This is a genomic window from Streptomyces sp. NPDC012510 (assembly GCF_042955065.1).
Taxonomy (GTDB): domain Bacteria; phylum Actinomycetota; class Actinomycetes; order Streptomycetales; family Streptomycetaceae; genus Streptomyces.
In genome coordinates this window covers 34,276-60,218 of sequence record NZ_JBIBEN010000035.1, presented here as the reverse complement: position 1 = coordinate 60,218, position 25,943 = coordinate 34,276, and the positions used below count along the sequence as shown (strand labels likewise).

Genomic DNA, 25,943 nt, shown 5'->3' with positions numbered 1-25,943 from the left:
CTACGAAAGCTCCTCGTACGAGTGACTCCGTCAACCGAATGCGCCGCCCGTCAACCGAATGCATCACCCGTCACCGTCACCGTCACCCGTCACCCGAGCAGGCAGTGGTCGAACACCAGCCCCCGCACCGAGCCCGCCCACATCACCCGTTCCCCACCCGCCTCACCCGCCACCCGTCACCCGTCCCCGTCACCCGTCACCCGTCACCCGGCCCGCAACGCCATCGTCATCGCCTCCACGGCCAGCAACGGCGCCACATTCCGCTCCAGCGCCTCCCGGCACGCCGCGATCGCGTCGATCCGCCGCAACGTCGACTCCGGCGTCCCACTCCGCGCCATCCGCTCCAGAGTGTCCTGCACCTCGACATTGGCGAGCGCGACCCTCGACCCCAACTGCAGCACCAGAACGTCGCGGTAGAACCCGGTGAGCTCGGTCAGAGCGAGATCGAGACTGTCGCGCTGCGCCCGAGTACGCCGTCGCTTCTGCTTGTCCTCCAGGTCCTTCATCACCCCCGCCGTACCGCGTGGCATCCGCCCGCCCTGCACCGCGCCCAGCGCCGCCTTCAGCTCCTCGGTCTCCTTGGTGTCGACCTCTTCGGCGAGCTGCTTGGACTCCTCCGACGCCGCGTCCACCAACTCCTGCGCGGCTCTCAGACACCCACCGATGTCCTCGACCCGCAACGGCAGTTTCAGCACGGCAGCCCGCCGCTCCCGAGCCCGCGGATCGGTGACGAGCCGCCGAGCCCGCTCGATGTGCCCCTGGGTGGCGCGCGCCGCAACGGCGGCGGCCTCCGGCTCGATGCCCTCCCGGCGTACGAGCATGTCCGCCACCGCGTCCACGGACGGCGTGAGCAGCCCGACGTGCCGACACCGCGACCGGATCGTCGGCAGAACGTCCTCCAGTGAGGGCGCGCACAGCAGCCAGACCGTTCGGGGAGCGGGCTCCTCCACGGCCTTCAGCACCGCGTTCGCCGACTTCTCGTTCAACCGCTCGGCGTCCTCGACGAGGATCACCTGCCAGCGCCCGTTCGCCGGGGACGTGAACGACTTCCGCACCGTGTCCCGCATGTCCTCGGCGAGGATCTGCGTGCCCACGGCCGCGACCGTCGTGACATCCGCGTGCGTCCCCACCAGCGCCGTATGGCACCCGTCGCAGAACCCGCACCCCGGGCTCCCCCCGAGCGCCCGGTCCGGACTCACACACTGCAACGCCGCCGCGAACGCCCGCGCCGCGGTCGTCCGCCCCGAGCCCGGGGGCCCCGTGAACAACCACGCGTGCGTCATCTTCGACGCCTCCGGGGGCGTCGTCCCCTTCCCGGCCGCCGTGACGATGGCATCCGCGTCCCGAGCGGCCGCGTCAAGCTGCCCGCTCAGCCTCTCCTGCCCCACCAGGTCGTCCCACACGGCCATGACACACCACCCTCAGTCCTCCGTCCCACACGACCTCCACCTGGCTTTCCGCGCCCCATTGTGCGCGACCCCACCGACAATCCGGTCCGACGCAGGACGACCGTCGGCGCCAGGTGAGCTGGGCGGAAGAGGCTCAGTGACACGCCCGCCTCGCTGCCAGGTGGCCCTGCTGGGGCCAGGTCCCCGGCTCCGGGGCTGTGCAAAGCCTGGTGTCGCTCACCGGGGGACCGCGCGAACGATCCCGACGGACGCGTCACCCGCCGACTCAGCGCCGACGCCGCCCCCAACCGCGCCGCTCCTCATCACCGTCGTCCTCGCCATGCGGTCCCAGCAACTCGTCCGCCAACGTCGGCAGATCGTCGAGCGGCGTCTCCTCGGCCCAGTCCGACCGGGGCCGCCGCCGCGGAACCCCCTCCGCATCGACCTGCGGAAGCTCCCGCGTCCGATCCTCCGTCCCGTCAGGCCCGGGCCCGGACGCGGGCCGCTCATCCCGGAAGTACCCCGGTGGCACCCGATCCTCCCGCACCGGAGGCAGTACAGCCGTCTCGTCGGCCGCCTCCGAAGGCACCTGCGGCAACACCGCGGTCTCATCATCGGAAGCCCCGCCCGAAGCCGCTTCCTGAGGCGGCACCGGCGGCTTCGGCAACTTCGCCGTGGTCTCCGAATCCGCCGAATCCCCACCGGACCGCCCGGACCGTCCGGACCTCCCCGACCGCCCCGGGGGAACTGGCGGCACCGGCGGCAACACAGCCGTTTCGTCCACCGGCCCACCAGACGCGTTCGTCGGCGTCACCACAGGCGTAGGCACCGTCACGGCCTCATCAGCCCCGCCTCCGCCGAAGCCCTGGCCATCCCGCTCGGCGGCAGCCCTTCCCCCAGCAGCCCTCTCCGTCCCAGCCGCCCTGCCGTGCGCCGCAGCGCGCTCCGCCGCGGCCGCCCTGTCCGCCTCGGCCTTCTCGGCCGCCACCCGCTGAGCCTCAGCCGCCGCGGCCCGCTCGGCCGCCACCCGCTCGGCCTCAGCCGCCGCGGCCACCCTCCGAGCCTCCTCGGCCCGGAGCAACGCCTCCTCGGCCTTCCGCTGCTTCTCCAGGCGGCGCGTCTCCGCCTCCGCCCGCAGCCGCTGCTCCTCCGCGGCCTGGTGACGACGCCGTTCCTCCTCGGCCCTCCGCCGTTCCTCTTCCTCGGCCCGAGCCTTCTCCTCCGCGAGGAGCCGCGCCTGCTCCTCCTCGGCACGACGACGCGCCTCCTCGGCCCGCCGCCGGGCCTCCTCGGCCTGCCGCTCAGCCTCGCGCCGCTGGGCCTCCTCCAGCTCGCGCCGCTTGCGCTCCTCCTCCTCGGCACGCAGCCGGGCGAGTTCCTCCTGACGCTCCCGCTCCAGGCGCTCCTCCTCGGCCTTCCGCGCGGCCTCTTCCTCGGCCTTGCGCCGCGCCTCCTCCTCGGCCTGGCGCCGCGCCTCCTCCTGCGCCTCGATCTCGGCCTCGGACAGCGGAAGCATCACATCCAGCCGATGCCTGACGACCGTCGTGACCGCCTCGGGGTCCTGCCCGGCGTCCACCACCAGGTACCTGCCGGCGTCCGCCGCGGCCAGCGTCAGGAATCCCGCCCGCACCCGCTCGTGGAACTCGACCGGCTCCGACTCCAAGCGGTCCGGCGCCTCGGTGAACCGCTCCCGCGCTGCCTCCGGCGACACATCCAGCAGCACCGTCAGATGAGGCACGAGCCCATCGGTCGCCCACCGCGAGATCCGCGCGATCTCGGTCGGCGAGAGATCCCGCCCGGCTCCCTGGTACGCCACGGACGAGTCGATGTACCGGTCCGAGATGACCACCGCGCCCCGCTCCAGCGCGGGCCGCACCACGGTGTCCACATGCTCGGCACGGTCCGCCGCGTAAAGAAGCGCCTCCGCCCTGTGCGACAAGCCTGCGGAGGACACGTCCAGCAAGATCGACCGCAGCCGCTTGCCCACCGGAGTCGCCCCCGGCTCCCGCGTCACCACGACCTCGTGGCCCTTGGCCCGGATCCACTCGGCGAGCGCCTCGACCTGGGTGGACTTCCCCGCACCGTCACCGCCTTCCACGGCGATGAAGAAGCCGGTCCCGGCGGGCGCCTGCTCCGGATCGTCGCCGCCTAGCAGGGCATCGCGCAGATCCTGCCGCAGCGGCACTCCGGACCGATCGTCGACCTTGGCGAGCACCAGCGCGGCCACCGGCAGCAGCAACGCCCCCACCAGCATCAGCGTGAACGCCGCGCCCCCGTGTGCGAACACGAACTTGCCGCTTTCCAGCCGGTGCGGCCCGATGACGGCGGCGAGCAGCGGGGCGACGAGCACCGCCAACGCCACGAACACTCGTACGACGGCGTGCAGATGCTCGGTCGTCCGGCCGCGACGGAAGTCCTCTGCCTCCTGGTCGAGCAGGGTGTGCCCGGTGTTCGCGGCGATCCCCGCGCCGGCTCCCGCCAGGCCCATGATCAGCAGCACGCTGGTGACATCCGGCACCAGGCCGGCCGCGAGCAGCGCTACACCCGTGAAAGCGATCGCCAGCGCGAGCAGCCGGCGCCGTGACAGCGAGGGCAGGACGGCCGGCGCCCGACGGATCCCGAGAACGACGCCACCCGTCAGCGCGGCGACGAGCAGCCCGTACAACACGGGTCCGCCACCCAGATCCTTGGCGTGCAGTACCGCGACGGCCACGGCGGCGGCGACCGCACCGGCGACGGCCCCACAAGCCGGCACCAGGATCGGGATCGCGCCGGTACGGCCCTTGTCCACACCCGTCCCGGTCCTGGGCCGGCGCAGCCCCTCCAGCGGTGACCGCGCGCGCGGCGTACGCGTCTTCGGCAGCTCCAGGAAGGTCACCAAGGACAGCGAGGCGGCGAAGAGCCCGGCGGCGACGTACGAGGCGAGCGCGGCCTGGTGCTGACCGAACCAGTCGACGCCCGCGCCGAGCAGGTTGTTGAGGAGCGCGGCGACGACGAGCACGGTGGCCGCCAGGGGCACCGCCACGAATCCGGTGCGCAGGGCCAGGCGCCGCAGCGCGTCCATGTGGTCCGGCAGCGGTCGTACGGTCGCGCCCTCCAGCGGCGGAGCGGGCAGCAGGGCGGGGGCCGCGCTCTCCCGGCACACCGTCCAGAACCGTTCGGCGACACCGGTCACGAACACGGTGACCAGCAGCACCGCGAGCGCGTTGTCCGGCGTCCAGTCGATCCACAGGGGCGCCACGATCAGCAGCAGGACCCGCACCCCGTCCGCGCCGACCATGGTCCAACGGCGGTCGAGCGGACCCTCCTGGGCGGTCAGCGAGGTGAGCGGCCCGAGCAGCACGGCGCCGAAGAGCAGGGTCGCGAGTGCCCGGGTGCCGAAGACGACGGCGACCGTCAGGGCGACGCCTCGGTAGCCGCCGCCGAAGGGGGCCTCGGCGATCGCCGTCTGGAAGGTGAGGAGCACCAGCACGAACAGTGCGAGCACATCGCCCACACCGCCCACCAGCTGGGCGCTCCACAACCGTTTCAGCTGAGGCAGGCGCAGCAGCGCCCGTACGGCGCGCTCCCTGGAGTCGGCTGCCAGGGCGTCGTCGGGGGCCGGGTCGTGGGCCGTAGGCTGCTCGGCTCGCATCATGCTTTCAGCCTATCGGCACCCACCGACACCCCGAGCAGCGCCCGAACGCACGCACAGCTCCACACCAAGTCGCGTAAATCGCGCACGTTCAGCGAAGGAGAGGTGAAGATTTCAGCCACGTCGAAGGACGGCCGACCCGCGGCGCGGGGAACTGCGCGGCCAGCCACAGCCGACCGGCAGCCGCCGATCCGCCGAGTCGCCGATCCGCCGAGCCGCCGCCCGAACCTCCGGGCTGCTAGGAGCTCTCCCCGGCCGCCGTCGCCTTCTTCGCGGCCGTCTTCTTCGCCGGAGCCGCCTTCTTGGCCGCGGCGGTCTTCGAAGCAGCCGTCTTCGAAGCAGCCGTCTTCTTCGCAGCGGCGGCCGTCTTGGCCGGCGCGGCCTTCTTCGCGGCGGTCTTGGTCGCCGTCTTCTTCGCGGGCGCCTTCTTCGCCGTCTTCTTGGCGGGCCCCTTCGCCCGCTTCTCCGCCAGCAGTTCGAACCCTCGCTCGGGCGTGATCGTCTCCACGCTGTCCCCGGACCGCAGCGTCGCATTGGTCTCGCCATCGGTGACGTACGGCCCGAAACGCCCGTCCTTCACCACGACCGGCTTCCCGCTGACGGGGTCGGCGCCCAGTTCCTTGAGCGGCGGCTTGGCCGCGGCCCGCCCCCGCTGCTTGGGCTGGGAGTAGATCTCCAGCGCCTCCTCGAGGGTGATCGTGAAGAGTTGCTCCTCGGACTGCAGCGAACGCGAGTCGGTGCCCTTCTTGAGATAAGGCCCGTACCGCCCGTTCTGCGCGGTGATCTCCTGTCCCTCGGCGTCGGCGCCGACGACACGCGGCAGCGACATCAGCTTCAGCGCGTCGTCCAGGGTGACCGTGTCCAGGGACATCGACTTGAACAGCGAGGCCGTACGCGGCTTGACCGCGTTCTTGCCCGTCTTCGGCGTGCCCTCGGGGAGGACCTCCGTGACGTACGGCCCGTAACGCCCGTCCTTGGCGACGATCTGGTGTCCGGTCGCCGGATCGGTGCCCAACTCGAAGTCGCCGCTGGGCTTGGCCAGCAGTTCCTCCGCCAGTTCGATGCTCAGCTCGTCGGGCGCCAGGTCCTCGGGGACGTCGGCGCGCTGGTGGCCCTCGGCGTCCTTCTCACCACGCTCGACGTACGGGCCGTAGCGGCCGACGCGCAGCACGATGCCGTTACCGACAGGGAACGACGACACCTCGCGGGCGTCGATCGCGCCCAGGTCCGTCACCAGTTCCTTCAGCCCACCGAGGTGGTCCCCGTCTCCGTTGCCGGCCTCCGCCGCGCTGCCGTTGGCACCCTCGACGGAGTGGGCGTCGGCCGCGGTCTCGCCGAAGTAGAACCGCTTCAGCCACGGCACGGCCCGGGCCTCGCCGCGCGCGATGCGGTCGAGGTCGTCCTCCATCTTGGCGGTGAAGTCGTAGTCGACGAGCCGCCCGAAGTGCTTCTCCAGCAGGTTGACCACGGCGAAGCTCAGGAAGGACGGCACGAGGGCCGTGCCCTTCTTGAACACGTAGCCACGGTCGAGGATCGTGCCGATGATGGACGCGTACGTCGACGGGCGGCCGATCTCCCGCTCTTCCAGCTCCTTGACCAGCGACGCCTCGGTGTAGCGGGCCGGCGGCTTGGTGGCGTGCCCGTCGACCGTGATCTCCTCGGCCACGAGCGCGTCGCCCTCGCCGACCTGCGGCAGCCTGCGCTCGCGGTCGTCCAGCTCGGCGTTGGGGTCGTCGGCGCCCTCGACGTAGGCCTTGAGGAAGCCATGGAAGGTGATCGTCTTGCCGGAGGCGCTGAACTCGGCGTCCCGGCCGTCGGCGGCGGTGCCACCGATCTTCACCGTGACGCTGTTCCCGGTCGCGTCCTTCATCTGGGAGGCGACGGTCCGCTTCCAGATCAGCTCGTAGAGCCTGAACTGGTCGCCGGTCAGCCCGGTCTCGGCAGGCGTGCGGAAACGATCACCCGAGGGGCGGATCGCCTCGTGCGCCTCCTGCGCGTTTTTGACCTTCCCGGCGTACGTACGCGGCTGCGCCGGCAGGTAGTCGGCGCCGTAGAGCTGAGTGACCTGGGCGCGGGCGGCGGCCACAGCGGTGTCGCTGAGCGTCGTGGAGTCCGTACGCATATAGGTGATGAAGCCGTTCTCGTACAGCTTCTGCGCCACCTGCATCGTCGCCTTGGCCCCGAAACCCAGCTTGCGCGAGGCCTCCTGCTGGAGCGTCGTCGTACGGAACGGGGCGTACGGCGAGCGGCGGTACGGCTTGGACTCGACGGAGCGGACCGCGAACCGGGTGTTCTCCAGAGCGGCGGCCAGCGCGCGGGCGTTCGCCTCGTCCAGATGCAGGACGTTCGCGCCCTTCAACTGGCCGAGCGAGTCGAAGTCACGGCCCTGGGCGACACGGCGGCCGTCGACGGACTGCAGGCGCGCGACCAGCGACGACGGGTCGGAGGCGTCACCGGTGCGGCCGGTGGCGAAGGTGCCGGTCAGGTCCCAGTACTCGGCCGAGCGGAAGGCGATTCGCTCCCGCTCCCGCTCCACGACGAGCCGGGTCGCGACGGACTGGACGCGGCCCGCCGACAGGCGCGGCATGACCTTCTTCCACAGGACCGGCGAGACTTCGTAGCCGTAGAGGCGGTCGAGGATGCGGCGGGTCTCTTGGGCGTCGACGAGCTTCTGGTTCAGCTCGCGCGGGTTGGCGACGGCGGCCTGGATCGCGGCCTTGGTGATCTCGTGGAAGACCATCCGCTTGACCGGGACCTTGGGCTTCAGCACCTCCTGGAGGTGCCAGGCGATGGCCTCGCCCTCGCGGTCCTCATCGGTGGCGAGGAAGAGCTCGTCGGAGTCCTTCAGCAGATCCTTGAGCTTCTTGACCTGGGCCTTCTTGTCCGCGTTGACCACATAGATGGGCGCGAAGTCGTGTTCGACGTCCACGCCGAGGCGGCGCACCTCGCCGGTGTACTTCTCGGGCACCTCCGCGGCGCCGTTGGGAAGGTCGCGGATGTGCCCCACGCTCGCCTCGACGATGTAGCCGGGGCCGAGATAGCCCTTGATCGTCTTCGCCTTGGCAGGCGACTCGACGATCACGAGTCGGCGGCCGCCCTTCGCGGTCTCGCTGGTCGGGGACAACTTCGCTCTTCTCTCCGGTCGACGCTGGGTTCCCCCAGGCTTGCGCACCGGGGCGGGCGCCCCCTGGAGCCGGTGCCTCGCACGGGGCTCGGCGGTCGGCCCGGGGGTCGGGTCATGCTGACGCTGCGGAGTGTGACGGTACATCCCGCCCCCGTGTCAAACGGGAAAAGCCCGCAACGGCCACTCGAACGGTAACCCGACTACCGCCATTCCTGCCGCCCGGCGTGTGCATCGATCCGTTCGGGGCGATGCGGAGGGTCACCTCTCCGTTACCGCGGCTACCCTGTCCCGGCTTGCGGAGCCCGCTCAGAGCCAGGTGAAGCACCAGGCGCCGAGCACCAGGGAGGTGATCGCCACGACGCTCGCGAATGTCGCCGATGTCACGGGACGCACTCCGTGGGCGACGGGCTCGCCCTGGCGCAACCGGGTCGTGGTCCAGAGCAGCAGCCCGCCCCCGAACAGGGCGAACACCACCCCCACGAAGATCGCCGGCCCGCTCTCCATGTCTCGTCCTCCCACCCCTCGACCGCCCGGGACGGGAGACTGGCACGGACGGGAAGCGGGCGCGCGAACCCGGGGTGAACACCAGGAGTGGGACCTCAGACCGATCCGGGCGTGGGTATCTTCCCGGTCGTCTTCGACACATCGGCGTTGCGCACCGTGCACACCACCTTGTTGAAGCCCTTCTCCCATTGCGTCTTGTCGGAGATCCAGCCCGACACGATCAGGTCAGCTCCGGGTGCCCAAGTCGACTCGAACCTGTTGGTGCACAGCTTGCCCCCTTCGTCGAGGGCGCCCTTGAAGGTCATGCTGTCCGGGGCCTGCACCGATCCAACCACCTGGTCGGTGTGCGCTTGGGCACAGTCGGTCAGTGGGGCGTCGTACCCCTCCTCCCTGGTGGTGTAGTCCCAGCAGTCACCGATGGCCATCTGGGTGGGCCACAGCTTCATGCCCGCGTCACGGAGTCGGCCCACCTCGCCGCCGATCGGGACGTGCTTGCCGAGTACGAGACATGCCGTACCGCCCTTGGCGGCGGTGAAGCCCTCTGCCGTCGGGACGAGCGCGTAGACCCCCGCGTCGGGCAGGGCCTCGGCCACCGGGCCGGCCTGGCCGGCGCAGCGCTGGGCGCCGCCCGCCTCGGCGTCCGCGTGGTCCGACGCCGTCTCTATCGCCACCACCTGGCCGTCGGGCCAGTCCTCGTCGCAGTCCACCACGCCGAGGTCGGGCACCGACTCGAACGCCGTCCCCGTCCAGACCGCCTTGACGCAGTCCCCCACCTGCAGCGCCTTCTTGAGGGCGGCCTGCTCGCCGTAGGGGTACTCCGACCCCGGCGGCGACACCAGCGCCCCCGGCGTCTGGGAGGGAGAGGGACCTGACGGGCCGTCCGTCCAGTTGACGACCGCCCACGTCCCGCCGCCCGCCACCAGCAGGACGGCGACGACGATCGCCACGATCGCAGCCGCGGGCGTCCCGCGCTTCGGCCCACCGGGCGGCAGACCCGCGGCCGTGACGGTCGCGAACCCCGCGTTCCCCGGCGGTTGAGCGCCACCGGCCGCGTACGGCGTCGACGGACCGGCCGCGTACGACGGCGACTGATGGCCCACCCTGCCGCCGTACCCCGACGGCTGACCGCCCGCGCCACCTCCGTACGGGGCCGGCCGGGGGCCGGGGGCACCGCCGTGCGGCGGCGACTGGCCTCCGGCGGCGCCCCCGTAGGGCGTGGGCCGACCGCCCCCGTACGGGTTGTAGCCGTCGTAGGGGCCGCGCTGCCCCTGCTGCCAGGGGTCGTACGGCGAAGGACCGCCCGGCGATCCGGCGGGGGTGGCCGGACCGGCGCCCGGAGTGGACGGACCGCCCGTCGGGGTGTGCGGGGTGTTCGGTGACGCGGGCCCCCCGGGGACGTGCGGCGCCGCGGCCGCCCCCGGAGTGTTCGGAACCCCCGGGGTCTGCGGTGTGTACGGCGTGTGGGGCGCGCCCGGTGTGTTCGGTGTGGCCGCGATGCCGTGCTGTCCGGCGGCCACATAGCCGGGTGGGGCGCCCGCCACATATCCGGGGGGTGCGCCGACGTTCGCCTGGCCGCCGGGCGTGACGGGTGTGCCGGGAGCCGGTCCGAAGCCCTCCGGCGCCGACGCGGGGGTGGCTCCCCAGCCCGGCGGTGCTGACACGCCGCCCGTGTCCGCGACCCGCCCCAGGCCGCGTGCCACCGCCTCCGGCGACAGGCGGCGCACCGGGTCCTTGATGAGCAACCCGTGCAGGACGGGGGCCAGTTCACCGGCGTGGACCGGGGGCGCCGGCTCCTCGCCGAGCAGGGCCGTGAGCGTGGCGTACTCGCCATGGCGGTCGAAGGGGCCTCGGCCCTCGACCGCCGCGTACAGCGTGGCGCCGAGCGAGAACAGGTCGGCGGCCGGGGTGGGCGGCTCGCCCCGCGCGCGCTCGGGTGCCAGATACCCGGGGGTGCCGAGGATGCCGGCGGTGGCCGTGAGCCGGGGTTCGTGGGACTCCGGCTGGAGCGCGATGCCGTAGTCGGTGAGCAGCACGCGGGCGTAGGGGTCTCCCGAGGCGTCGGCCGCGAGGAGGATGTTGGCCGGCTTCACATCGCGGTGGAGTATGCCGATCCGGTGCCCCGCCGTGAGCGCGTCGAGGACGGCGAGCCCGATCCGGGCGGCCTGCTCGGGCGGGAGCGGCCCCCGCTGCCGCAGGACCGCCTGAAGGTCGACGGCGTCCGGCACGTACTCCATGACGATCCAGGGCAGGCCCTCGTGCAGCACCACGTCATGGACCGTCGCCACATGCGGATGGCCACGCAGCCGCGCGGCGTGCCGGGCCTCGCTGCGGGCGCGGGCGATGCGCTGGGCAGGCTCGGCCGCGGACACCGGCACGTCGGGCAGGGAGATCTCCTTCATGGAGACCTCGCAGGCCAACTCCTCGTCATGGGCGAGCCAGACCTTGCCCATGCCGCCCGCGCCCAGCGTGCGCAGCAGGCGGTAGCGGCCGTTGATGATCCTTCCCTGGCCCTGCTCCGGCGTATCCCCCGCCATCGCGATCCCCCGATCCCCCAGAGACAGCGCGTGCCTCCCCCGAGGACACGTCGAATCCGTCTCTAGAAAATAGCTTCGCACGCACCACTGACAGGAGTCCTTTTACCGACCAATCCAGACAGAGGGGGCACATGCGCCCCAGCCATGCGCATGTGCCCCAGGTGTCACGCTCAGGGGCGCCGGGCGCGGTACCAGTACGGTCACCGCACCGTGCGGAAATCGTCACGGGCGGAAATCGTCACGGGCGGAAATCGTCACCGGGCGGCGGAGCACGGCCGGCTCCCGCCGCCGGACGGCTCAGGGAGCCGGTTCCAGGAAGCCTTGTTCGACGAGGAGCCGGATCTGGACCGGGGTGCGGTCGCGCAGTGCCACCGGATCCTCCCCGACGAGCTGGGCGATGGCGTCCAGAATCCGGCCCGCGCTGAGCGTGCCATCGCACACGCCGGCGAATCCCGCGCCGACCGTGTCCACCTTCGTGGCCCGGCGCATACCCCGGTTCTGACGCAGCACCACATGCTCGGGATCCTCGGCGCCCGGCAGCCCGACCTGCTCCTGGACAACTTCGGCGGTGAGCCGGAAGTGTGCGGCGAGGAGCGCCGCGTCGTCGTTCGCCCGCAGGTAGTCGACGCGCGAGAAGTGCTGCCGCACGGTCTCACCGAGCGGCTGTTCGACCGGATGCGGCCACTCCTCCACGGTGACGGAGGGCGCGGACTCTGCGGCGGCCGACTTCCGCAGCGTGATCCATCCGAACCCGACGCCCTTCACCTTCCGCGCCTCGAACTCGTCGAGCCACGCGTCGTACCGCGTCTGGTACTCGGCCACGTCACCGCGGTGGTCACCCGCGTCCCGCAGCCACAGCTCCGCGTACTGCGCGACGTCCTGGACCTCCCGCTGCACGATCCACGCGTCGCACCCGCGCGGCACCCACGACCGCAGCCGCTCCTGCCAGTCCTCCCCCTCCACGTGCTGCCAGTTGGCGAGGAACTGCGCGTACCCTCCCTCGGTCAGCCGTTCCCCCGCCTGCGACACGAGCGTGCGGCACAGATCGTCCCCGTCCATCCCGCCGTCCCGGTAGGTCAGTCGGGCACCGGGCGAGATCACGAACGGGGGATTCGACACGATGAGGTCGTACCTCTCGTCCTCCGGGACCGGCTCGAAGAGCGAGCCCTGACGCAGCTCGGCCGCCGGTGCCCCGGAGAGCGCCAGCGTGAGCGCCGTGATGTGCAGCGCGCGCGGGTTGAGATCGGTCGCCGTCACGCGCGTGGCGTGCTGGGCGGCGTGCAACACCTGGATGCCGGATCCGGTGCCGAGGTCGAGGGCGGAGGCGACAGGCCTCCGTACGGTGATCCCGGCGAGTGTCGTGGACGCCCCACCCACCCCGAGCACGACCCCTTCGTCCCTGCTCCCGACACCCCCGGCACCGCCGACCGCGCACCCCAGGTCGGACACGATGAACCAGTCCTCACCACCCGGCCCGCCGTACGGCCGCACATCGACGGCGGCGGCGACCTCGTCACCGTCCTCACCGACGCGCACGAGCCACCCGCTCTCCACGCACGCGTCGACGGGCAACACAGCCTCCACGCGCGTGCGTGTCACCGGCTGCTGCAAAAGGAACAGCCGCACCAGCGCCTCGAGCGCCGTCTCCCCGCGCGTCGCCCTGAGCGCCGGCACGACTTCACTCCGCGCCAGGGCCGCGTACGCGGACGCCCCGAGCAGTTCCAGCAGCCCGTCCGCGGTGAAGTCGGCGCCGAGCAACGCCTCCCGAAGCCGCACGGTGACATCGGTCCGGTCGGTGGAGGGCAAGGACGACAGCTTGGAGTTACTCACGACGCTCAGCGTAGCCGGGCAGCCCCGACGCCCCACCCAACCGCGACGACAGCGCCGCCGCCTCCCACACGACCGTTCCCAGCCGCCGGACAACCGCGCCACCGACCCGCCGCACAGCCGTTCCGGGCTGCGGGCGGCTGGGAACGGCTGTGCGGCACGGGTGGGCGCAGCGGCACCTCGTCACCGCCGAGCGCGGAACCCGACCGCGCCCAGCCCACCGCCGGGCGCACGATCCGCCCCCGGCCCACCCCGGCCAGCGGCGACAGTGGGCGCCCGGTCGAGCCCCGGCCCAGTCACCCCACCGCCGAGGGCCACCCGATCAGCTCTTCGTAGGCACAGCCGGTGCCGACGCCGCGCCGGACGTGGTCGCGGACCTGCAGCTCTCCTGCTCGGCCATCGCCTGCCCCACCTCCCCCTTCTCCAGCTCCTTGAGCGCGTCGCTCCCGGTCTTGCTCAGCTTCTCCAGCTCCGTGGCCACGCCTTCGAGACCGTCCGCGAACTTCGCCTGGTCCTTCGTGTTCAGCGCGTCCGACTTCTTCTTCAGATCGGCGTACGCCGTCGACAACTGGTTCAGCTCCGCGACCGCGGCCTTCTGCTTCTTCTGGCCGTCCTCGACATCCGGCGCCCCGGCCTGCTGAATGGCCGTCGCCATGGCCTTGTAGGCGTCGGAGATGTCCTGGAAGCCCTGGGAGTCGGCCTTCTGCACGTCCTCCGGTGCGCTGTCGTCCGAGGTCTCCTTCTGGATCGAGGCGTTGGCCGCCGCGATCTTCTTGATCTGCGGCTGCACGGAGTCGCAGACCTCCTTGGCCCAGGAGTTCAGCTTGTCGTTCGTCTCGTCGTCGCCGCCGCAGCCGGACAGCGCCAGTACCAGTACCGCACCGCCGGACAGTGCGGCCGCGAGCTTCTTGTTCACCGGATTGGTCCCTTCCGTGGCTCTCGGCCCCGGAACATACACGCCGGATGCACGACACCTGTGTGCCGAGCACCCTCCGTGCAGCCTTTTATAACCATTCGCACCAAGAGAGATTCGCTCACGAAGAGCGCCGAGGGGACACAGAGGGCGGGCGGCCGACACGTCAACACGCGCCGACCGCCCGCCCCTTGAGCTGGGCCCTCGTGAGCCCTGCCGCCGGACCCCCTACGAAACCACCGCCGGGTCCGCCGACTTGGCCACCCGCTCGGAGTTGCCTTCGTCACCCATGGCGATTCCGCGTCGCTTCGACACGTACACCGCCCCGACGATCACGGCGATCGCTGCCGCGGCGATGGCGACGCGCAGTCCGACGCTCTTGTCCTCGCCGTAGCTGAACTGGACGATCGCGGGCGCGATGAGCAGCGCGACGAGGTTCATCACCTTCAGCAGCGGGTTGATGGCCGGTCCCGCCGTGTCCTTGAACGGGTCGCCCACCGTGTCGCCGATGACGGTCGCGGCATGGGCCTCACTGCCCTTGCCGCCGTGGTGGCCGTCCTCGACAAGCTTCTTGGCGTTGTCCCACGCGCCACCGGAGTTGGCGAGGAAGACCGCCATCAGCGTCCCGGTCCCGATCGCACCAGCGAGATAGGCGCCAAGCGCGCCCACCCCGAGCGTGAACCCGATCGCGATCGGCGCCATGACGGCGAGCAGACCCGGAGTGGCCAGCTCCCGCAGGGCGTCCTTGGTGCAGATGTCGACGACCCGGCCGTACTCCGGCTTCTCGCTGTAGTCCATGATCCCGGGGTGCTCGCGGAACTGCCGCCGCACCTCGTAGACCACCGAACCCGCCGACCGCGAGACCGCGTTGATCGCCAGCCCCGAGAAGAGGAAGACGACCGCCGCGCCCGCCACGAGCCCGACGAGGTTGTTGGGCTGCGAGATGTCCATCATCAGGTTCATGGGCGCGCCTTCACCGGCGACCTTCTCGCCGACGTCGTTCGCGGCCGTGAGGATCGCGTCCCGGTACGAACCGAAGAGCGCGGCGGCGGCGAGGACGGCCGTGGCGATGGCGATGCCCTTGGTGATGGCCTTGGTGGTGTTGCCGACGGCGTCCAGGTCGGTGAGCACCTGCGCGCCCGCGCCCTCGACGTCGCCGGACATCTCGGCGATGCCCTGCGCGTTGTCGGATACCGGCCCGAAGGTGTCCATGGCGACGATGACGCCGACCGTGGTGAGCAGACCGGTGCCGGCCAGCGCCACCGCGAACAGCGCGAGCAGGATCGACGTACCGCCGAGCAGGAACGCCCCGTACACGCCGAGGCCGATCAACAGGGCGGTGTAGACGGCCGATTCGAGACCGATGGAGATACCGGCGAGGACGACGGTGGCCGCGCCGGTGAGCGAACTCTTGCCGATGTCCTTCACGGGACGCCGGCTGGTCTCGGTGAAGTAGCCGGTCAGCTGCTGGATCAGCGCGGCCAGCAGGATGCCGATGGCCACCGCGACGACCGCGAGGACCCGGGGGTCGCCGCCGTGGCCCGCGATCGCCGTGTCCGTGACCCCGTCGAGGTCGGCGTACGACGACGGCAGGTAGGCGTAGACGGCGACGGCCACCAGTACCAGGGAGATCACCGCGGAGATGAAGAAGCCCCGGTTGATGGCGGACATGCCGCTGCGGTCGCTGCGGCGTGGGGCCACCGCGAAGATGCCGACCATCGCGGTGATCACGCCGATCGCGGGCACGATCAGCGGGAACGCGAGACCGGCGTCGCCGAACGCCGCCTTGCCGAGGATCAGCGCGGCGACGAGCGTGACGGCGTACGACTCGAACAGGTCGGCCGCCATGCCCGCACAGTCGCCGACGTTGTCGCCCACGTTGTCGGCGATGGTCGCGGCATTGCGCGGGTCGTCCTCCGGAATGCCCTGCTCGACCTTGCCGACCAGGTCGGCGCCGACGTCGGCGGCCTTGGTGAAGATGCCGCCGCCGACACGCATGAACATGGCGATGAGCGCGGCCCCTAGGCCGAAGCCCTCCAGCACCTTCGGCGCGTCGGCCGCGTACACGAGGACCACGCAGGACGCGCCGAGGAGGCCGAGCCCCACCGTGAACATGCCGACGACGCCGCCGGTGCGAAATGCGATCTTCATCGCTTTGTGCGAGACGGCGGTGAGATCTTTTTCCGGCTCGCCTTCCGCCGGTGTCGCTTCCCGGGCCGCCGCGGCGACGCGCACATTGCTTCGCACGGCGAGCCACATACCGATATAACCGGTGGCCGCCGAGAACGCCGCGCCGATCAAGAAGAACACCGATCGTCCGATGCGCTGATTCCAGTCGTCCGCAGGCAGCAGCATGAGCAGGAAGAACACGACGACGGCGAATACACCGAGCGTGCGCAACTGCCGTGCCAGATAGGCGTTGGCGCCTTCCTGCACAGCCGCCGCGATCTTCTTCATGCTCTCGGTGCCCTCGCCCGCCGCGAGCACCTGGCGGACCAGGACCCCGGCGACGGCAAGTGCGGCCAGTGCCACGACACCGATCACCAGAACGATGATCCGGTTGTCGTCGGTCAGCACCGCTGCTGCGAAGTTCGTGGTGTGGTCAAACCTTTGAGGGGTAGAAAGCCCCGCCATTCGTCCTCCTTGACGCTTGGGCTGAGCTCAAGATGTGGACGGATTGTAGGGAGCGGACCCTGATCAAAACAGTGCGCGACAAACAGAATTGACCTTCGCATGCTCTTCAGCAAATGATCCGCACGCGGCCAGATTACTCGAAAGAAGTAACGCCTCAAAGGCATTGACGCTTGATCAAATTATGGAGTGCTGATCGTGAATTCCTTCACGAATTCCGGCAACCTGATGAACGGTGATCGGAATAAATGCCGAATAAACACGAAGGGCCCTGCTCAGCAGGGCCCTCGCGGTACTACTTGAAGTGGTGAGATCAGGATCAGGTCTCAGGGCAGGACGGCGACCGACGGTGTCGTCGGCCAGGTCATCCTGATCACCCCGCCGTTCTCTCCGGCGGACACCTCGACGTCGTCGACGAGGCCGCTGATGACCGCGAGACCCATGTCGTCCTCCTCGAGGTCGACGTCCGCGTCGCCGCCGGCGCCCGATGTCCTGGCACCGGGGACGGTGTGCGGCGCATCGTCGCCCACCTCGATGGAGAACTGTTTCTCCTCCTCGATCAGCGACACCCGCACCGGCGCCGAGATACCGCTGCTCTGATGCAGTCCGACGGCGCGGGTGCACGCCTCGCCGACGGCCAACCTGACCTCGTCGAGGACGGCCTCGTCCACTCCGGCCCTGCGCGCCACCGCTGCCGCCACCAGTCGGGCGGTCCGGACGTGCTCGGGCAGCGCGCTGAAGCGGAGTTCAACGGTGGCCATGCATCCCCCTCGGAACTACGGGCGTGCTGTCGGAGGGCCGGGCCACGGACCCGGTCCCCCTCACTCTCACTTGTCTCTTGCCGTTCCGGGCACGAGGCCCGGGCGGGCGTGATCAGTCGGTGGCCGCCACCGCTTCGTCGACCGAGGTGTGAATCGGGAACACCTTGGTCAGACCGGTGATGCGGAAGATCTTCAAAATCCGCTCCTGATTGCACACCAGGCGCAGCGAGCCCTCATGGGCCCGTACTCGCTTCAGGCCGCCCACCAGAACGCCGAGCCCGGTGGAGTCGAGGAAGTCGACGCCCTCCATGTCGACGACGAGGTGGAAACTCCCGTCGTTGACCAGCTCGACCAGCTGCTCACGCAGCTTGGGCGCGGTATAAACGTCGATTTCGCCACCGACCTCGACGACCGTACGATCGCCGACGGTACGGGTCGACAGGGACAGGTCCACGGATCCTCCAGCACCTTGCTATCGAGCGTTCGCCCCTCGGGACACCTCGGCTTGAAAGCCCCCGGGACGGTTCGCCAGCCGCGATGGCATTCAATCACTTACCGGCAGGCGTGCACGACGCCTTGGCTCCATTGTCCGTCACGCCGGTGACACACTCGATGCCGATGGCCAAGAATCACCGATCCGATCGATCCTCGACGGACACCGCCCCCAGCCCCTCGCCGGGCACGGTCCTGGACCGCCTCGCGTCGGGCCCGAGCCGGGCTTCGCGCATCACTCATACGGAGCATGTGCCCCCGCGCGCGGGCCGCCATGCCGTCTGGCCTGATCGGATCCGCTCGGAGGTCGTCGCCGCCGTACAGGCCTCGGGAATCGAACATCCCTGGGCCCACCAGGCACGCGTCGCCGAGCACGCGCTGGACGGCGACTCGGTCGTCGTCGCCACGGGTACCGCCTCCGGCAAGTCGCTCGCCTACCTCATGCCGGTGCTGTCGCGCCTCCTGGACGGCGCCGAGGCCCCCAACGGCCGGGGGGCGACCACGCTCTACCTGGCCCCCACCAAAGCGCTCGCGGCGGATCAGTGCCGGTCAGTGAAGGAACTTTCACAACCTCTGGGAAACGCCGTACGCCCGGCCGTGTACGACGGCGACACCCCCGTCGAGGAACGCGAGTGGATCCGGCAGTACGCCAACTACGTCCTCACCAACCCCGACATGCTCCACCGGGGGATCCTCCCCTCCCACCCCCGCTGGTCCTCCTTCCTGCGCGCCCTCACGTACGTCGTCGTCGACGAGTGCCACACCTATCGCGGTGTCTTCGGCTCGCACGTCGCCCAGGTCCTGCGCCGTCTGCGTCGCCTGTGCGCCCGGTACGGCGCCGAACCCGTCTTCCTGCTGGCCTCCGCGACCGCCGCCGAACCCGCAGTTGCCGCCGGCCGTCTCACCGGCCTGCGGGTCATCGAGGTCGCGGACGACGCCTCACCCCGCGGTGAACTGGTGTTCGCCCTCTGGGAGCCCCCGCTCACCGAGCTCCACGGCGAGAAGGGCGCACCGGTCCGGCGTACGGCCACCGCCGAGACGGCCGACCTCCTGACCGATCTGACCGTCCAGGGCGTCCGCTCGGTCGCCTTCGTCCGCTCCCGGCGCGGCGCCGAGCTGATCTCGGTGATCGCCCAGGAACGCCTCGCCGAGGTGGACCGCTCCCTCGCCCGCCGCGTGGCCGCCTACCGCGGCGGCTACCTCCCCGAGGAACGCCGCGCCCTCGAACGCGCCCTCCACTCCGGTGAACTCCTCGGCCTCGCCGCCACCACCGCCCTCGAACTCGGCGTCGACATCTCCGGCCTGGACGCCGTCCTCATCGCCGGCTATCCGGGCACCCGCGCCTCCCTGTGGCAACAGGCAGGCCGAGCCGGACGCTCCGGCCAGGGCGCCCTCGCCGTCCTCGTCGCCCGCGACGACCCGCTGGACACCTTCCTCGTCCACCACCCCGAGGCCCTGTTCGACCAACCGGTGGAATCGACCGTCCTCGACCCCGACAACCCGTACGTCCTCGCCCCGCACCTCTGCGCCGCGGCGGAGGAGATGCCCCTCACCGACGAGGACCTCGCCCTGTTCGGCCCGTCCTGCGAAGAACTGCTGCCGCAACTGGAGGCCGCGAAACTGCTCCGTCGGCGCGCCAAGGCGTGGCACTGGACCCGCCGCGAACGAGCCGCCGACCTGACCGACATCCGGGGCCAGGGCGGCCGCCCCGTCCAGGTCGTCGAGACCGGCACGGGCCGCCTCCTCGGCACGGTCGACGCGGGCGCCGCCCACACCAGCGTCCACGAGGGCGCGGTCCATCTGCACCAGGGCCGCACCTACCTGGTGCGCGAACTGGACCTGGAGGACTCCGTCGCCCTCGTCCAGCAGGCAGACCCGCCCTATGCGACGGTCGCCCGCGACACCACCGCCATCTCCGTCCTGGAGACCGACACCGAAGTCCCCTGGGGTGACGGCCGGTTGTGCTACGGCTCCGTCGAAGTCACCAACCAGGTCGTCTCCTTCCTCCGCCGCCGCCTCATCACCGGCGAGGTGTTGGGCGAGTCCAAGCTCGATCTCCCTCCTCGTACGCTGCGGACCCGCGCCGTGTGGTGGACCGTCACCGAGGACCAGCTCGACGCGGCCCGGATCAGCCCCGAGATCCTCGGCGGTGCCCTGCACGCCGCCGAACACGCCTCCATCGGCATGCTCCCCCTCTTCGCCACCTGCGACCGCTGGGACATCGGCGGCGTCTCCGTCCCGCTCCACCCGGACACCCTGCTGCCGACCGTCTTCGTCTACGACGGCCACCCCGGCGGCGCGGGATTCGCGGAGCGCGCCTTCCACACCGCCCGTGACTGGCTCACCGCCACCCGCCAGGCCATCGCCTCCTGCGAGTGCGACGCCGGGTGCCCGTCCTGCATCCAGTCCCCCAAGTGCGGCAACGGGAACGATCCGCTGCACAAGCGGGGGGCCGTGCGGCTGCTGACCGAACTGCTGCGCGGCGCTCCGCGGGAGGACCGGGTGCCTTAGGGCTCGGGTGCCTTGAGCCCCGGGTCTACGGGGTCACAAGGGCCCGGGGCCGAGGGCCGGGGGCCGCAGAGCTCGGGAGCTCCCTGGGGATCTGGCGACTGCCGGTCGTATGTGGCTGATCGCGCAGTTCCCCGCACCCCTCGCGGGACGCTCCGGGGAGCCTCCTGGCCCGGTGGGCCCGCCCGTGCCCTGGACTCGGCAGTGAGCGGGCCCGTCCCCGAGGCCGCCGTGAGGTCCGAGATCTCTCCCTCGACCTCGCATCGCATGATGCGGCCGCCCTGGGCCCTCGCCACGCGCTCGGCGGTCGCACAGGCGCCCTCGCCGCCCTTCATCCAGTGGTCGGCGGCGGCAAGGGCCGCGAGGTCGGCCGTGGCTGCCGCCCGATGACGGATCACGTAGACCTGTCCCATGGCGAGTACGGCACCGAACACGACGCACAACACGGCGATCACACCGACCGCCCAGACCGTCGCGGAGCCTCTGTCCGAGCGCGCGTAGCGCGCCGAGCGGACGCGACGGACCGAGAGGGCGCGGCAAACCGTGAGGGCACCGCGAGCCATGCTGGCACGACAGGTCAAGAGGACGCGGCGAACCGTGAGGGCGCGAAGGACCAAGACGGCGCGGTGCGCCGAGCGAGCGGGCCGTGGCAGGCCGGCCGGCCATGAGGAGTCGCTCACCCGGCCCCCACCTCCCCCGCCCCCACCGTCTCCTCCGCCAGCGCCACTGCCGTGTGGCTGAGGTCGAGCCCGAGTCCTTTCGGCCCGGGTGCCGGGGCGGAGACCAGCACCCGCACGAGGTCGCCCTCCCGGCCCATGGTCACCTCCGCCCCGTCCGGCGCTGCACGCCGGGCCGCCGCGAGAACCGTGGGAGACGGGTCCTGCCGGGCTGCCGCCCGGGCACCGGCCCGGGCGGCGTCCACGACCTGGATCTGCGCGCAGGCGGCGAACAGGGCCCACAGGAGGGCCGACGCGAAGAGAAGCATCACGGGCAGGACCATGGCAGCCTCGGCCGTCACGAACCCGTCGTCGCCGCTCAGGGCCCCACGGCGTCGCCGTGGCCCACGCGGCTCACGCCCCGCCATTGAGAGCCCGCGCGACGATCTCCTGCAGTTCCGCCTGGACCTGCCCACTGGTCACCACCTTGTAAAGCACCGCGGCGAACGCCACCGCCGCGATGATCCCCACCGCGTACTCGGAGGTCACCATCCCCGCGTCCCTCCGCGCCGCCCGCACCCGGCGCATCGCGGCCCGTCCGGCCCGAACCCGCACCGTTTCCCACACTGCCTTGTACATCTCAACCCCCATGAGGCTCTGTTCCGTCCGCCCGCCGATCACCGACGAATCGCTGCTGATCATCGGACATTTCTGATCATGCTGGTCATTGCTGGTCGTCACTGGCCATCGCTGGTTCGCTTCCACTCACCGACCCCCTTCGCTCGTTCACCTCCGCCCCGCCCCGCCCCGGCCCGCCCCTCACCCACCCCCTCCCAACAACCCGTCCGCCAGCCCGATCACCACCGGCAGGACCCCTACCGCGATGAAGGCGGGCAGGAAGCACAAGCCCACCGGTGCGGTGACCAGTACGGCGGCTCGGCGGGCGCGTTCCGTGGCCGAACGTCCCCACTCGGCACGGGCCTCGGCGGCGAGACGGGCGACCGGGTCGGCGGCCGGCACGCCGGACTCGTCGGCGCGTTGCAGGAGGCGCGCCAGGGCTCCGGCGCCGGGAAGCGCGGCCAACGCGCGCCACGCCTCGGCCGGTTCTCCTCCTAGCCGTGCCTCGGCCGCGCCCTTGGCGAGCCGCTCACCCACAGGCCCGCCCAAGGCCTCTCCCACAGCCTGCGCGGCCACCACGGGGCTCGCCCCGGCCGTGATGCAAGCGGCCAGCAGATCGGCGGCTAGCGGAAGTTGCCGAGCGGCGTCGGCGGCGGCGTAGGCCGTCTCCGGGTCACCGACCGCGCGCCGCGCCCTCCGCAGCCAGTACCAGGCTCCGGCCCCGGCGACCAGCCCGAGCATCAACCCCGGGAGGCCGCCGACGAGCGCCCAGCCTGCGCAGACGGCTCCGGCGACCGGCAGCCCTCGCCGTACGGCTCCCCGTGACACCAGGTGCCGCCGGGGCGGTGCGGCCGTGAGGGCGAGCACCCTTGCCAGTCGCATGCGCAGACGCCGTTCGCGTCGCGCGGCGTCGAGCGACCGGGCCAGCCACCACAAGGCGCCGACCGCGCAGACGGCCACCCCCAGCCTGTGGACAGCCTCGCCGCTCACGCCGCCTCAGCTCCCCGAACGATCCGTAGCGCCCACCACAGGCCGCCGCCTTCCAGTGCCGCGCCGACGAACAGACAGCCCAGCCCTGCCATGCTGTGCAGCACCACGTGCAGCGGGTCGGCGCCGAGCGCGGTGCCCAGCAGGAGGCCCAGCACCGGGAGCCCGGCGAGCATCACCGCCGTCGACCGGGCACCGGCCAACTGGGCGCGCAGGTCGGCCCGCTGGTCCCGTTCGGCGCGCAGGGCGCCCTCCAGGCGGTCGAGCCCGGCGGCGAGGCCCGCGCCCCGGTCCACGGCCACGCGCCAGCACGCGGCGAGCCCCAGCAACCCGTCTCCGCCGGGCTGCCGCGCAGCGTCGGCGAGCGCGCCCGGCACGTCCCCGCCGAACCGCGCCGCCGCCAGCACCAGGGCCTGGGCTTCACCGAGCCCGCCCGAGTCCCGTGCGGCCCGTGTCAACGCCTCACCCGGCTGCCATCCGGCCCGCACCTCCCCGGCGAGCGCCGCGCACAGCGCGACCACCGCATCGCCCCGCCTCTCCCGGTACCGGCGCTCCTCCGCCGCCCGCCGCACCCGCCTCAGCAGCGGTACCCCGGCCGCCCCCGCGAGCAACGGCAGCACCGAGGCCCCCAGCACCGCGATCACCACACCGGCCACCGGCGCCCACCACTCCGCCCGTAGCCCGCGCATGCGACCGGCCACCCGCATCCAGACCGGCGGTCCCACAGCCCCGCCACCGTCCAACAGCGACCGCGCCCGCCGACTCGCGGCGCCACGCCCGTCAGCCACCATCCAGGCCGCCACCCCGGCACACACCACGGCCACCACCCCGGCGGACATCTCCCCGACCCACGTCACCGCCGTTCACTCCCTTCAGGAAGCCCGTCACCGTGCACCCCGCCCAGGGACGCATCCCGCCCGTGCACCCCGCCGAAAGGCCCGTCGCCCCGGCCGTGCACCCCGCCCCGGAGCAACCCCCGCAGCCGCTCCCAGCCCCGTTCGTATGCGAAGGCCTCCGTGCCCCAGCGCAGCGCGGGCACCGTCATCACCAGCCCCGACTCGTCCCGCTCCAGCACATGCACCTCGTCGATCCGGCGCCGCCCGTCCCGGTCCCGAACCAGGTGCAGGACCACCGACAGGGCGGCCGCCAACTGGCTGTGCAACGCGGCCCGGTCCAGCCCCGCGGCCGTGCCGAGGGCCTCCAGACGGGCCGGCACCTGTCCCGCGGCGTTCGCGTGAAGAGTTCCGCAGCCGCCCTCGTGTCCCGTGTTCAGAGCGGCCAGCAGTGAGACGACCTCGGGGCCCCGCACTTCGCCGACGACCAGCCGGTCCGGGCGCATCCGCAGGGCCTGGCGTACCAGGTCCTGGAGCTCGACCAGGCCCACGCCCTCCTGGTTGGCGGGTCTGCCCTCCAGCCGCACCACGTGCGGGTGGTCGGGCCGCAGCTCCGCCGAGTCCTCGGCCAGCACGATCCGCTCCCCGGGGTCGACCAGACCGAGCAGCGCGCTCAGGAGCGTGGTCTTGCCGGTCCCCGTCCCGCCGCTGATGACGTACGACAACCGTGAGCGGATCAGAGCCCGCAGAATACGGTCGCCACCGGGCGGCACCGTGCCGGCCGACGCCAGTTCGGTGAGGGTGAAGGCACGGGGACGTACGACCCGGAGGGACAGGCACGTGGAGCCGACGGCCACCGGTGGGAGCACCGCGTGGAGCCGGGTGCCGTCCGGGAGCCGGGCGTCCACCCACGGCCGGGCGTCGTCCAGTCTGCGGCCCGCGACGGCCGCCAGGCGCTGCGCGAGCCGTCGTACGGCTGCCGCGTCCGGGAAGGAGACCCCGGTCAGTTCCAGGCCGCCGCCCCGGTCGACCCACACCCGGTCCGGCGCCGAGACCAGCACATCGGTGACCGACGGATCGGCCAGCAGTGGCTCCAGGGGCCCGCTCCCCACCAGCTCCGAACGCAACCGCTCCGCCGCTCCGAGCACCTCGGCGTCCCCGAGCACCCGTCCTCGCTCCCGCAGCGCCTGCGCCACCCGCGCGGCCGTCGGCTCGGCGCCACTCTCGACGAGCCACTGCCGCACGCCGTCCAACAGCCCGTCGTCAGCCGGCCTGCTCATCGCCCCTCACCCCCGGCCGCCACCCGCTCCCAGAAGCCCTCGCAGAACCGTGCGAGGGCTCCGCGTGGAAGCCCTCCTGGGGGCTTGCCTCCTTCCGGTGGCGGGGCCTCCGTGGGCACTTCTCCGGCGAGAGGGAGACCGAGGAGGCGGGCCACCTCGCGGTCGTCGAGGCCGGGGGCGTACGGACCGCGGACCGCGACACGGAGGTCACGCAGGACCATGCCGAAGGCGGAGGCGACTCGGGAGGCGGCGGCGAGGGCCCGCAGGTCGGCCGGGACGAGCAGGAGACCGAGGTCGATCTGGGCCAGGGCCTCGGCGACGCCCTCGTCGATGCGGCGCGGCAGGTCCACGACGACCGCGCCGCCGCGCCGCCGGCCCGCCGCGAGGACCGCGCGTACCGCCTGGGGTGGGACCACGACGGAGTCGCCCCGGCCCCAACTCAGGACGCGCAGGGAGTGCAGCGCGGGCAGCGACTCCTCCAGGGCACCACCGCCGACCCGGCCGCGTGAGGCCGCGAAGGCCGGCCAGCGCAGCCCCTCGGCACCCTCGCCGCCGAGGAGCACATCGAGGCCACCGCCCAGCGGATCGGCGTCCACGAGGAGCGTGCGCCTGCCCTGCCGCGCCGAGGTGACCGCTAGGGCGCAGGCCAACGTGGACGCCCCGGCGCCGCCTCGGCCGCCGATCACGCCGACGGTGAGCGCGGGCCTGCCGACCCCTTCGGCCACGTCGGCGATGCGGTCGACGAGCCACTGCTCGCCGTCCGGCAGCATCAGGACATGGTCGGCGCCGATCTCCACGGCCCGCTGCCAGACCCCTGAGTCGTCCTGGTCCCTGCCCACGAGCACCACGCCTCGTCTGCGCGCGGCCCCGCGCAGCCGCCGCGCCGCGTCGTCCCCGACGAGCACCAGCGGCGCCGTCTCCCACCTCCCCCGGCCCTGTGGCACGCCGTGGTGGACCTCCGGCCTGGCGCCGGCCGCAGCGCACAGCCGCAGCAGGTCGTCCAGCAGTTCCATGTCCTCGGTGACGATCAACGGCCTGCCCTGCCGCCCCTCGGCGGCGGACGGCCGGTCGTCGGTGATGGCTCCCGCCATGATCTCCAGCCCCCTTTCGACGCGCGTCCCGCACGAGCCCCGCGGTACACCCTGCGGCGCGCCGCGACTGCCGCCCGTGCCCGGACGCCCGCGTTCCAAGGCACCCGCCTGCGGGGTACCTGTGTCCGGAGCACCCGGCGTTGCGGGCGCTCCTGCTCAAGT

General features: G+C 72.0%; 18 protein-coding genes. 1 reads left to right on the top strand and 17 read right to left on the bottom strand.

Annotated elements, in window-relative coordinates:
- Positions 1–203: 203 nt before the first annotated feature.
- The 10 genes from ACFY9I_RS39695 to bldG form a co-directional block, all read right to left on the bottom strand.
- Complete coding sequence (locus tag ACFY9I_RS39695) at positions 204–1,409, bottom strand: DNA polymerase III subunit delta' (RefSeq protein ID WP_391011642.1); 1,206 nt, start codon at positions 1,407–1,409, stop codon at positions 204–206.
- A 265-nt stretch (positions 1,410–1,674) separates the two neighbouring features.
- Positions 1,675–5,025, bottom strand: a complete 3,351-nt coding sequence (gene tmk / locus ACFY9I_RS39690; protein WP_391011639.1) for a dTMP kinase — start codon at positions 5,023–5,025, stop codon at positions 1,675–1,677.
- A gap of 235 nt (positions 5,026–5,260) precedes the next feature.
- A complete protein-coding gene (gene topA, locus ACFY9I_RS39685) occupies positions 5,261–8,146 on the bottom strand; it encodes a type I DNA topoisomerase (protein WP_391011636.1) in 2,886 nt (961 codons plus the stop codon).
- 306 nt (positions 8,147–8,452) lie between these two features.
- Entirely contained in the window at positions 8,453–8,650 is a 198-nt protein-coding gene (locus ACFY9I_RS39680) for a hypothetical protein (RefSeq protein WP_391011633.1), read from the bottom strand.
- A 95-nt stretch (positions 8,651–8,745) separates the two neighbouring features.
- A complete protein-coding gene (locus tag ACFY9I_RS39675; protein ID WP_391011630.1) occupies positions 8,746–11,184 on the bottom strand; it encodes a protein kinase in 2,439 nt (812 codons plus the stop codon).
- A 297-nt stretch (positions 11,185–11,481) separates the two neighbouring features.
- The gene (locus ACFY9I_RS39670; protein WP_391011627.1) at positions 11,482–13,014 is read right to left on the bottom strand and encodes a methyltransferase; all 1,533 of its coding nucleotides are present in this window, start codon (positions 13,012–13,014) and stop codon (positions 11,482–11,484) included.
- A gap of 319 nt (positions 13,015–13,333) precedes the next feature.
- Positions 13,334–13,927, bottom strand: a complete 594-nt coding sequence (locus tag ACFY9I_RS39665; protein WP_391011624.1) for a small secreted protein — start codon at positions 13,925–13,927, stop codon at positions 13,334–13,336.
- A 225-nt stretch (positions 13,928–14,152) separates the two neighbouring features.
- Complete coding sequence (locus ACFY9I_RS39660) at positions 14,153–16,558, bottom strand: sodium-translocating pyrophosphatase (protein WP_391011622.1); 2,406 nt, start codon at positions 16,556–16,558, stop codon at positions 14,153–14,155.
- Positions 16,559–16,881: 323 nt separating this feature from the next.
- Positions 16,882–17,316, bottom strand: a complete 435-nt coding sequence (locus ACFY9I_RS39655; RefSeq protein ID WP_391011619.1) for an ATP-binding protein — start codon at positions 17,314–17,316, stop codon at positions 16,882–16,884.
- 112 nt (positions 17,317–17,428) lie between these two features.
- A complete protein-coding gene (bldG, locus tag ACFY9I_RS39650) occupies positions 17,429–17,770 on the bottom strand; it encodes an anti-sigma factor antagonist BldG (RefSeq protein ID WP_005475923.1) in 342 nt (113 codons plus the stop codon).
- 83 nt (positions 17,771–17,853) lie between these two features.
- On the opposite strand from bldG, the gene ACFY9I_RS39645 reads away from it, so the two are divergent.
- Complete coding sequence (locus tag ACFY9I_RS39645) at positions 17,854–20,319, top strand: DEAD/DEAH box helicase (protein ID WP_391011616.1); 2,466 nt, start codon at positions 17,854–17,856, stop codon at positions 20,317–20,319.
- Here the strand turns inward: ACFY9I_RS39645 and ACFY9I_RS39640 are convergent.
- The 7 genes from ACFY9I_RS39640 to ssd form a co-directional block, all read right to left on the bottom strand.
- Positions 20,316–20,750 carry an Rv3654c family TadE-like protein gene (locus tag ACFY9I_RS39640; protein ID WP_391011656.1) on the bottom strand — a complete coding sequence of 145 codons (435 nt, stop codon included), beginning with the start codon at positions 20,748–20,750 and terminating at the stop codon, positions 20,316–20,318. The genes ACFY9I_RS39645 and ACFY9I_RS39640 overlap by 4 nt on opposite strands.
- 242 nt (positions 20,751–20,992) lie before the next feature.
- Positions 20,993–21,400, bottom strand: coding sequence for a TadE family type IV pilus minor pilin (locus tag ACFY9I_RS39635; RefSeq protein ID WP_391011613.1), 408 nt, complete (start codon positions 21,398–21,400; stop codon positions 20,993–20,995).
- Positions 21,387–21,611, bottom strand: a complete 225-nt coding sequence (locus ACFY9I_RS39630) for a DUF4244 domain-containing protein (protein WP_391011653.1) — start codon at positions 21,609–21,611, stop codon at positions 21,387–21,389. The genes ACFY9I_RS39635 and ACFY9I_RS39630 overlap by 14 nt, the downstream gene beginning before the upstream one ends.
- A gap of 180 nt (positions 21,612–21,791) precedes the next feature.
- On the bottom strand, positions 21,792–22,580 hold the full coding sequence (locus ACFY9I_RS39625) for a type II secretion system F family protein (RefSeq protein ID WP_391011610.1): 789 nt from the start codon (positions 22,578–22,580) through the stop codon (positions 21,792–21,794).
- The gene (locus ACFY9I_RS39620) at positions 22,577–23,416 is read right to left on the bottom strand and encodes a type II secretion system F family protein (RefSeq protein WP_391011651.1); all 840 of its coding nucleotides are present in this window, start codon (positions 23,414–23,416) and stop codon (positions 22,577–22,579) included. Before ACFY9I_RS39620 ends, ACFY9I_RS39625 begins: the two co-directional genes overlap by 4 nt.
- Positions 23,417–23,430: 14 nt before the next feature.
- Positions 23,431–24,690 (bottom strand): TadA family conjugal transfer-associated ATPase, encoded by a 1,260-nt coding sequence (locus ACFY9I_RS39615; protein WP_391011607.1) that lies wholly within the window; start codon positions 24,688–24,690, stop codon positions 23,431–23,433.
- Positions 24,687–25,781, bottom strand: a complete 1,095-nt coding sequence (gene ssd, locus ACFY9I_RS39610) for a septum site-determining protein Ssd (protein WP_391011604.1) — start codon at positions 25,779–25,781, stop codon at positions 24,687–24,689. Before ssd ends, ACFY9I_RS39615 begins: the two co-directional genes overlap by 4 nt.
- Positions 25,782–25,943: the final 162 nt, after the last annotated feature.